This window comes from Spirochaetota bacterium, from assembly GCA_026414805.1.
In the GTDB taxonomy this organism is placed as follows: Bacteria; Spirochaetota; UBA4802; order UBA4802; family UB4802; genus UBA4802.
This window is the reverse complement of the sequence record JAOAIH010000012.1, coordinates 45,935-55,017: the sequence shown is the minus strand read 5'-3', so window position 1 is coordinate 55,017 and position 9,083 is coordinate 45,935. Positions and strand designations below refer to the sequence as shown.

Annotated in this window: 8 protein-coding genes; 1 reads left to right on the top strand and 7 read right to left on the bottom strand. The window is 39.3% G+C overall.

Going from position 1 to position 9,083, the window contains the following annotated elements:
* The first annotated feature begins 183 nt into the window (after nucleotides 1-183).
* Nucleotides 184-2,142, top strand: coding sequence for a bifunctional metallophosphatase/5'-nucleotidase (locus tag N3F66_04205; protein MCX8123349.1), 1,959 nt, complete (start codon nucleotides 184-186; stop codon nucleotides 2,140-2,142).
* A gap of 292 nt (nucleotides 2,143-2,434) precedes the next feature.
* On the opposite strand, the gene trpA is transcribed toward N3F66_04205, so the two are convergent.
* The 7 genes from trpA to N3F66_04170 are packed head-to-tail and all read right to left on the bottom strand — an operon-like array spanning nucleotide 2,435 to nucleotide 8,759.
* A complete protein-coding gene (trpA, locus tag N3F66_04200; GenBank protein ID MCX8123348.1) occupies nucleotides 2,435-3,169 on the bottom strand; it encodes a tryptophan synthase subunit alpha in 735 nt (244 codons plus the stop codon).
* Nucleotides 3,166-4,341 carry a tryptophan synthase subunit beta gene (gene trpB, locus N3F66_04195; protein MCX8123347.1) on the bottom strand — a complete coding sequence of 392 codons (1,176 nt, stop codon included), beginning with the start codon at nucleotides 4,339-4,341 and terminating at the stop codon, nucleotides 3,166-3,168. Before trpB ends, trpA begins: the two co-directional genes overlap by 4 nt.
* On the bottom strand, nucleotides 4,325-4,954 hold the full coding sequence (locus N3F66_04190; GenBank protein MCX8123346.1) for a phosphoribosylanthranilate isomerase: 630 nt from the start codon (nucleotides 4,952-4,954) through the stop codon (nucleotides 4,325-4,327). Before N3F66_04190 ends, trpB begins: the two co-directional genes overlap by 17 nt.
* Entirely contained in the window at nucleotides 4,944-5,699 is a 756-nt protein-coding gene (locus tag N3F66_04185) for an indole-3-glycerol-phosphate synthase (protein ID MCX8123345.1), read from the bottom strand. Before N3F66_04185 ends, N3F66_04190 begins: the two co-directional genes overlap by 11 nt.
* A gap of 6 nt (nucleotides 5,700-5,705) precedes the next feature.
* Nucleotides 5,706-6,710: an anthranilate phosphoribosyltransferase gene (gene trpD / locus N3F66_04180; protein ID MCX8123344.1), complete on the bottom strand. Its 1,005-nt coding sequence runs from the start codon at nucleotides 6,708-6,710 to the stop codon at nucleotides 5,706-5,708.
* Nucleotides 6,676-7,269, bottom strand: a complete 594-nt coding sequence (locus tag N3F66_04175) for an aminodeoxychorismate/anthranilate synthase component II (GenBank protein MCX8123343.1) — start codon at nucleotides 7,267-7,269, stop codon at nucleotides 6,676-6,678. Before N3F66_04175 ends, trpD begins: the two co-directional genes overlap by 35 nt.
* Nucleotides 7,269-8,759 (bottom strand): chorismate-binding protein, encoded by a 1,491-nt coding sequence (locus N3F66_04170; protein MCX8123342.1) that lies wholly within the window; start codon nucleotides 8,757-8,759, stop codon nucleotides 7,269-7,271. The genes N3F66_04175 and N3F66_04170 overlap by 1 nt, the downstream gene beginning before the upstream one ends.
* Nucleotides 8,760-9,083 lie beyond the last annotated feature (324 nt).

Sequence of the window (9,083 nt, the reverse complement as noted above, 5' to 3'; positions counted from 1 at the left end):
GTATTTACTATTACATTTTGTACTGTGACTGTAGACATGCATTTTGTAGTATTTATAAATAAATTTCCAAAAAACCCTGAGGAATGAATTTTTGTCATTTTAATATCATTTTATACTTGATAAAAAGTATTCAGGATAATATATTCAACTCACTTTATAAAAATTTTCAGGGGGTTTAGCAATATGAAAAAATATATTATTGCTATAGTCATTATGATTGTATGTGTAACATTGCCATCATTTGCTCAGGATATTACCATAATTCAAACAACAGACCTGCATTCACATTTTTTGGGTTTTGCTCCAAACATTGATTATACACCTGATAAAATTAATGATGACGATACAAAAGGCGGATGGGCCCGAATTGCAACTGTAATACAGGATGTAAAGAAAAGCCGCAAAAATCCAGTACTGGTGCTTGATTCCGGCGACTTCCTTATGGGTTCATTTTTTCATCTTTTGTGTCGGGAAGAAGCGTTTGAATTGCGCTTGATGAAGAAAATGGGATATGATGTCATTACGCTTGGCAATCATGAATTTGACCTGTATCCTGATGGATTGGCGCGCATTTTACGCTCTGCTCAGAAATACAATGCACTGCCCCATATTGTTGCATCCAACATTGTATTCAGTGCCGATAGCAAGGATGATGATAGCTTAGAAAAAGTCTTTGAGGATGAATTGGTCAAACCTTACATAGTGTTGAAAAGGGGGAACCTCACAATAGGATTTTTTGGGCTTGTTGGCAAGGATGCTGCAGAAGTTGCACCATTTGCATCGCCGGTAACGTTTGCAGATCAGGTGCAAACTGCCACACAGATGGTGGATATTCTGCGCAATAAAGAGAAGGTCAACATAGTCATATGTATTTCACACAGTGGAATACGTAAGTATAAAGATAGCAATGAAATTGACCCAAAACGTTCCGAAGATGTTCAGCTTGCAAAAGCAGTCAAGGGGATTGATGTTATTATCAGTGGACACACTCATGAAAAAATTACCAAGCCTATTATTGTTGGCTCTACCATAATCACCCAATCGTATGAATATGGCAAGCAGGTAGCTGTCCTGGATTGTAATTTTTCCAATGGAGTGTTGCAGCTGAAAGATTATAAATACATAGATATCGATGACTCAATAAAAGGTGATACGGCAATAATTGCGCTTATCAATCAGTTTGCGCAGGTGATTAATCAACGGATACTATCGCCCTTAAAATTACAATGGAATAGTATTTTGGCAAAAACCAAATATGACCTTGTAACAAAAGAGGATGAAACAAACTTGGGCAATCTTATAGCTGATTCAATACGCTGGTATGTAAATAAATATGATTCGGATCCCAAGGATCCTGACAGCAAAGTTACGATGGGGGTTATATCAAATGGCGTTATCCGTGACAATATAGTTGTGGGCAAGACTGGAAAGATTGCATTTTCAGATGCATTTGCAGCAATACCGCTTGGTATTGGTATGGATGAAAAAAAGACAATGGGCTATCCGCTTATTACCTGTTACCTGTATGCATCGGAAATAAAGAAGGCGCTTGAAATTTTGACAAGTATCTACCCGCTGAAAGGGAGCGATTATTTTATACAGATTTCTGGTGTTAAATTCACGTATAATCCCAATCGCATGCTGTTTGACCGCGTAACAGAAATCTGGATTGGGGACGAAGAAAATGGGTATGTGCCGCTTGATTATTCGGATAGCAATACCAAACTATACCGGGTTGCTGCTGATATTTACAATGCAACGTTTTTAAAAGTTATAGGCAACTTTACCTGGCATATTTTGGACATCAAGCCAAAATGGCGCGATGGAAAACCAATAGAAAAACTCACAGAGGCGCGTGTTGATGCTGACAAGCGCATGCCTGGCATTCAGGAACTCAAAGAATGGCAGGGGGTCATTGAATACATACGCAGCTTCAAGGATGAGGATGGTGATGGCATAGCAGATGTACCAGCCCTGTATAAAGGCAAACTTGGCAGAATAGTAGTTGAGGCAAGCATTAATCCGTACAATATGCTCAAACGCGGGACAAAGGTTACGTGGATTGGATTTTTTGTATTTCTTTTAATTGTGGCGATAGTAGCTTTAGTAGTGGTTGCTATTGTTAGGAAAGTGAAAAGGTAGTTTGTAATTAAAGTTTCAATAGGTAGAGTAAATAAATTTAGTCATTAAAATTTAGATTATATCCTATCAAGGGAGCGAAGTTGCATAGCAAATGTTGGGGATGAGTTACCTTTGAAAAAAGGTATAACATAATAATATATTTGGATAATAATATTTATAATGGATAAGAAAAGTTTATTATAAAAATTATAACAACATACTGAATTGATTGGAATGTATTAAAAAAGCAAACGAATTTGCTCTTGAAAAAAATGTACATTTGAACAACAAGAAATATTGATAATAACACCTTTCACACAAACATATCCTTTAAAAATTGATGATACCTATCAAAGCCTTCTTCAATCTTTTTAACCAGTGCAGTACCCATAATGAAGCCATCAGCATATTCCAAGGCCTTATGAATATCGTTCTTGTTTTGAATACCAAATCCCAACACCACCGGAACGTTAGCATATTTTTTTGCCAGTGATAGTATATCTATAATTTCATTTGATAGAACCAGAGAGCTTCCAGTTGTGCCCCTGAGTGAAACAGTATAAATAAAACCCTTCGCATTTGCACATGTATCTTGTATTTGTTTGGTTGTAGATTCTGGGGTGATAAAATGGATATAGTCAAGATTGTATTGCATGGAAGCTTCAACAAAAGTTTTAGATTCAACAAACGGCACATCTGCAAGAATTATCCCATCAACTCCATTGGATGCAAACAGTTTCATTGTGGTTTCAATGCCACAGTGAAAGACTTTATTGGCGTATGTCATAACATATATTTTTTTGTTGCTACCAGTTTTAGTTAGAAATTCTTTCAATATGTTACAACTGTGCAACACAGATTCAGTTGTCACCCCCATTTTCAGAGCGTTGTGCGATGCAGTAGAAAGCACAGGCCCATCGGCTACTGGGTCACTAAAGGGGATTCCTACTTCAATAAAGTCAAAGTATTCCAAACCTGCTTTTGCAGCTTTGATGAATGTTTCAGTATCAGGATAATTGCCAACTAAATAAAATCCATTATAACTCATACTCCCACTTCCTTTAAAATAGTATCTAAATCTTTATCGCCTCTTCCTGAAAGATTAATAATGACTGTTGTGCCTTCAAACCGTGATGTATTATCAAGCACATATCCTAATGCATGGCTGCTTTCAAGAGCCGGGATAATGCCTTCAGTGCGTGTTAGTGTAATGCATGCATCAAGCGCCTGTTTGTCAGAACATGTTACATATTCAACCATTTTACTGTCTTTCCAAAAGCTATGTTCAGGGCCAACAGCTGGGTAGTCAAGCCCTGCTGATATAGAATGCACATCCATAACCTGACCATCATCATCCTGTAACAGATAGCACAGCGCACCATGCAGAATACCTGGCCTGCCCAGTGTAAGTGAAGCACAGTGACCACCAGGGAAAAGCCCTTTGCCGCCAGCCTCAACACCAATGCACTGTGAACTGGTACCAACAAATGCATGAAAAAACCCCGCAGCATTGCTGCCACCACCAACGCATGCAATACAATACTGTGGCAGGGTGCCATTTAATGCTTTGAATTGCTGTAGTGCTTCATTCCCTATAACCTTCTGAAAATCGCGGACAATCATTGGGAATGGATGTGGTCCGCTGACCGAGCCTAACAGGTAGTGTGTATTTTTCACATTGCGTACCCAATCACGCAATGCTTCGTTGATTGCGTCTTTTAAGGTTTGGCTTCCTGAAGTTACCGGTACAACTTGAGCACCTAATAGCTTCATCCGTTTTACATTGGGCATTTGCCGTTCAATGTCTACGGCACCCATATAAATAGTGCATTCCAGTCCTAATAGCGCAGCCACTGTTGCAGTGGCAACACCGTGCTGACCTGCGCCAGTTTCTGCAATAATACGCTTTTTGCCCATAAAACGTGTAAGCAGCCCCTGACCCAATGTGTTGTTTAATTTATGCGCACCGGTATGGAGCAAATCTTCACGCTTAAGGTAGATATTAATTCCAGTTTTACGGGAAAGGTTACCAGCAAAGTACAGTGGTGTTGGCCTGCCGGCATAATGGTGCAGAAGATCGTTGAGCTCTTTTTGCATTGCTTCATCTTTTAAAAAGTACGTGTATGCTTCATGCAACTCAATAAGAGCATTGATAAGTGTCTCGGGTACAAATCGTCCACCATAGCTTCCAAAGTAACCGTTTTTATCGGGATATGTCATAACCGCACTCCTTGATTGCTTGAATAAACTCTTTCATTTTGAAAACATTTTTAATTCCTGGTGCATCTTCAATGCCGCTAGCAACATCAACACCAAAAGGTTTTACTGTTGTACATAATAGTGCAACATTACTGCTGCGCAATCCACCTGATATAATAGATCTGTTAATGTGTGGAAATGATGCTACGATATTCCAGTCAAATTGCTTGCCGGTTCCACCATACTGTGAGCTATCGAACGTATCAAAAAGATAAAAATCTTTTGTATCAATCACAGGAATATTGTGCATGGAAAAATTTTTACCAACTCTCATTCCAAAAAGAATGGTAAAGTGTGGCGATAGCTCCACGTAGGCATCCTCCGAATATACTTGCAGTGCGTCCAATCCCAATGTGTATGCTATGGATGCTATGGAAGTGGGATTGTTGTCCACGAATACTCCAACGCTTTTCACTCCGTGCTGTTTGCAGATAGCAATGCACTCTCTGGCTGTGTAAAAATTGCAGAAGCGTTGTGAGCCAGCATAGAAGATAAATCCACAGGCACTCACACCTAAACTGCATGCAGCATCAACATCTTCAGGTCGGGTAAATCCACAAAATTTAACAAACATTACGCAACTCCTCAAGCATTTTCATGGGATTTTCAGATTTCATCAATGATGTGCCCACAAGAAATATTCTTGTACCTGTTAGCTTGTTAATGTGTTGCAGCATGTTGGGAGTGTTGATGCCGCTTGCACAGATTTTGTTAATACCAATGGGAATGTTACGTAACGTTTCAATTGCAGTATCATATTCAAGCGACAGTGTGGCAAGGTTGCGTACGTTAACCATTACATATTGTGGATTCAACGGTAGCACACATTCAAGTTCAGATGTGGTGTGCACTTCAACCAGTGGTAGCAATCCTTTTGAGCATGTGTATTCGTAAAGATACTGTAATTCATTTGAGGAAAGCATTGCGGTAATAAGCAATATTATATCTGCACCAGCATTGTACGCAACGTCAATCTGTTCCTTAAAGCACACAAATTCTTTGCATAACACAGGCAATGTTGTGGCTGATGCAGCCTGGTGTAGGTCATCAAAGCTTCCGCCAAAGTACATTGTGTCGGTTAAAACACTTATCGCTTTTGCACCTGCATTACTATACAGCATAGCCTGCATGCCAGCATCAACATCTTTGATTATTCCGCTAGAAGGTGATGCCTTTTTAATCTCGGCGATGATATTTACGGAGCTATCGCATACAAATGAAAACACCGGACGCTTTCTTTCATTAAATACATTTAATTTTTGTGCAATTGTATGACGCTCGTGTAATTTTTGTTGCTTTACCTTTTCAAGACTAAACATTGACCATCAGACCTCCTGAAGTTTTGATAGAGTGTGTGCTACGCAGCCGCTGTGAATTACTTCAATAGCAGTGTTAAAGTTTTTTTCAATTGATGCTGAATAATCCAGTACATACAGGGCAAGAGCAGTGTTGAGTGCAAGCAGCTTGCTAAGTGGGGTAGGGCTTTTGGCAGTTATTGTTTCAACAAAAAGAGAAGCATTTTCCTGTGGAGTTAAATCCTTTGGAATGGCATGCGCTTCGTGTGTGTTGATAAATTTTTCAGGAATAATAGTAAAACTCCTTGAGTTTGTGTCTTGAATATCTATCACTGCAGTTGGGTACAATGGTGATACTTCATCCATTCCATTTGTGGAAGAGTACAGCACCAGCCGTTCATATCCAAGTGGCAACGCTGCTTCGGAATACACTTCAAGGAATGAAGGGTGGAATATGCCAATCATCTGCCGTTTTGGTTTAAGGGGATTGGTGAGAGGACCTAAATAATTGAAAATAGTTCTAACTCCCAGTTTCTTTCGTACAGGCGCAGCGTATTTCATGGCAGGGTGGTAGTTTGGCGCAAAGAGGAATATAAATTTATGCTTCTCAAAATAACGCTCTGCATCTTCCCCGGTTAGGTGTACCGGTATATGTAATGCCTCATAAAAATCAGCAGAACCACTTTTGCTAGTCATTGAGCGGTTACCATGTTTTGCAATTGAATATCCCATTGCGTTGAGGATGATGGCAACAGCGCTAGAAATATTGAATGAGTGTGAGTGATCACCACCGGTGCCACACGTATCAAATACATTTTCAGTAATAGGAAGACTCAGAGCAAATTTGCGCATTGATTTAATTGCACCACATATTTCCTGTGGCTTTTCCCGGCGTACTTTCATTGCCGCAAGCACAGCAGCAAGTTCAACATCTGACAATTTGCCATCAAAGATAGAATCAAATAAAAATTCTGATTGCTCAATTGACAGGGGGTTTCCTTCAATTGTGTGAGCTATAAGCTGACCTGTATTCATAACATCCTCCTATAAAGTTTTTCAGTATTTGTAAACCGTACTCAGATGCGTACGATTCGGGGTGGAACTGTACACCCCATATAAATTTAGTTTTATGCGACAGTGCCATTATCTCACCGTCGCTAGAACGTGCTTCAATGGTTAGGCAACTAGGAAAATTTTCCTGACTTACCACAAGCGAATGGTAACGAACTGCTGTGAAACGGTGCGGTATATTTTCAAAAAGTTTTCCACCATAATGTTCAATGGTATCAGTTTTACCATGCATGATATTTTTAGCATGAACTATCGCCCCGCCATATACATAGCCAATTGCTTGCATCCCTAAACACACACCAAAAATGGGAATGTTGCTTACTTTTTCTATGATGGGTAGTGTAATTCCTGAATTTTGTGGTGATGAAGGTCCTGGTGAAAGAATGATGCCTAAGTAGCGCTGGAAATTAATTGAATCAAACAACACATCGTTTTTAAATACCTCAACATCATGGCCCAGTATGCGCATGTATTCCACAAGGTTGTAGGTAAATGAATCATAGTTGTCAATAATACAGAACATCACACAATCTCCTTTAATGATGAATTAATTTTTGCAAAAGGCAGGCTTACCGAAAGCGCCTTAAGTTTGTGTACAATTTCATTGTATTCATTTTGCGGGATGCTGTCGTACACTATGCCTGCACCGGCTTGTAAAAATGAGCATTGTGGTGAAAACACTGCGGTGCGTATGGTGATGCAGGTGTCCATAGTATTGTTAAATCCAATGTAACCAACACAGCCAGCGTAGATACCGCGTGGGTGAGGTTCAAGCTGGTCAATAATCTCAATGGCACGAACTTTTGGTGCACCGCTCACTGTGCCAGCGGGGAAGCTGTGGCGCAACACATCGCTTAAGCTTATCCCGCTATCAAGTGTAGCCGTAACATTTGAAACAAGATGAATGACATGTGAATAATCTTCAGGTTGCATGAATTGTGTTACTTTTACACTGCCAGGATGCGCAATGATCCCAAGGTCATTTCGTGCAAGGTCAACCAGCATCAAGTGTTCGGCGCGTTCCTTTTCATTTTCAAGCAACAGCTGTTTGTTTTTGATATTTTCTTTTCGTGTTTTACCCTGGGCGATAGTTCCTGCAATTGGCCTCAATGTTGCTGTATTATGTTCAACCTTAACATGAATCTCAGGTGAGCTTCCGGCAATAGTAAGGTTTCCGTGCTTCATAAAAAACATATATGGTGAAGGATTTACTTGCCGTAATTTAAGATAAAAGCGGTAAGGGTCAACAGGTTCAGTGATATATGCACGCATGCTCAATACAATCTGCAATGCTTCACCGTCTTCAATGAGTGTTTTTGCCATTAATACATTCTTCATGAATTGCTCAGGTGAAATGGCAAATTGAAGTGGTAGTTGATCAGTATATGCAGGCAGATATGGTAGCGATGTTACATGCAAAGCGTTGATAATATCTTCTTCATACTTATGGAGTCGTTGTTGTGCGTCGTTATAGTTTGATTCAATGGTGCCTCTATCAGTGTAAATGCAGGTAGCAATATAATATGTGTTCAGTTTGTTATCATAGCATATGAAGTCGTCGATATGGTGTAGTACCATAAGTGGATGCAGGGTGTCTTCATGAATACGCTGTCGCAAGTGTCCGGTGTAGTTTACAAGGTCATATGAAAAATAACCGGTTAAACCACCATTATATGAACCAAAACGGGTGAAAGAAGGTGAGCGATAGCGGGCAACATATTCATCAATGAATTTGAAGGGGTCAGAGCAATGGATTGCTTTATTTGAGCTATCGCCTATAATTAAATATGGTGGACTGAATGAAATGGTGCATACAGGGTTAAAGCCTAAGAATGAAAACCTGCTTTGCTTTTTATTTTGTTTGGCACTTTCTAGAAAAATACAATCGCCGTTTGTAATAAATGATTTAAGTAATAGCAACAGACCTGGATGAGATATATTAAGCTGTTTATAGACAGGAATGCGGTTGTAGGCTTTGCTTAAATTTTTGCATTGTTGTAATGTTGGGTACATTGTGCTGCTCCTTGCTTAGAAAATAAAAAAGCCGTGGATTTTTGGTTGAACCCACGGCTTAATAAGAGCTCATAAAAAAGCCGTGGGTTTGATGCCCACCCACGGCTTTTATTACAATTATAAAATTACACACGCGCCGGTCAGGTGGACATCGCTTTGGTCCACCACCACCAGCTATTATTGATCATTGATGTAAGATTTTTATGCATCATAGCTATTTTAAAAAATTTATAATTGCCAATTATCCTAACACACAAAAGATGACAAAACATAAAAATTATAAAATAAAAATGTCAACATTTTTTTTATTTTTCAAATTTTTTT

Bases quoted from the DNA above. Each gene is read 5' to 3' on its own strand.
- N3F66_04185 (MCX8123345.1), bottom strand. From the start codon at position 5,699: ATGTTTAGTCTTGAAAAGGTAAAGCAACAAAAATTACACGAGCGTCAT.
- trpD (MCX8123344.1), bottom strand. From the start codon at position 6,710: ATGAATACAGGTCAGCTTATAGCTCACACAATTGAAGGAAACCCCCTG.
- trpB (MCX8123347.1), bottom strand. From the start codon at position 4,341: ATGACATATCCCGATAAAAACGGTTACTTTGGAAGCTATGGTGGACGA.
- trpA (MCX8123348.1), bottom strand. From the start codon at position 3,169: ATGAGTTATAATGGATTTTATTTAGTTGGCAATTATCCTGATACTGAA.
- N3F66_04175 (MCX8123343.1), bottom strand. From the start codon at position 7,269: ATGTTCTGTATTATTGACAACTATGATTCATTTACCTACAACCTTGTG.
- N3F66_04170 (MCX8123342.1), bottom strand. From the start codon at position 8,759: ATGTACCCAACATTACAACAATGCAAAAATTTAAGCAAAGCCTACAAC.
- N3F66_04190 (MCX8123346.1), bottom strand. From the start codon at position 4,954: ATGTTTGTTAAATTTTGTGGATTTACCCGACCTGAAGATGTTGATGCT.
- N3F66_04205 (MCX8123349.1), top strand. From the start codon at position 184: ATGAAAAAATATATTATTGCTATAGTCATTATGATTGTATGTGTAACA.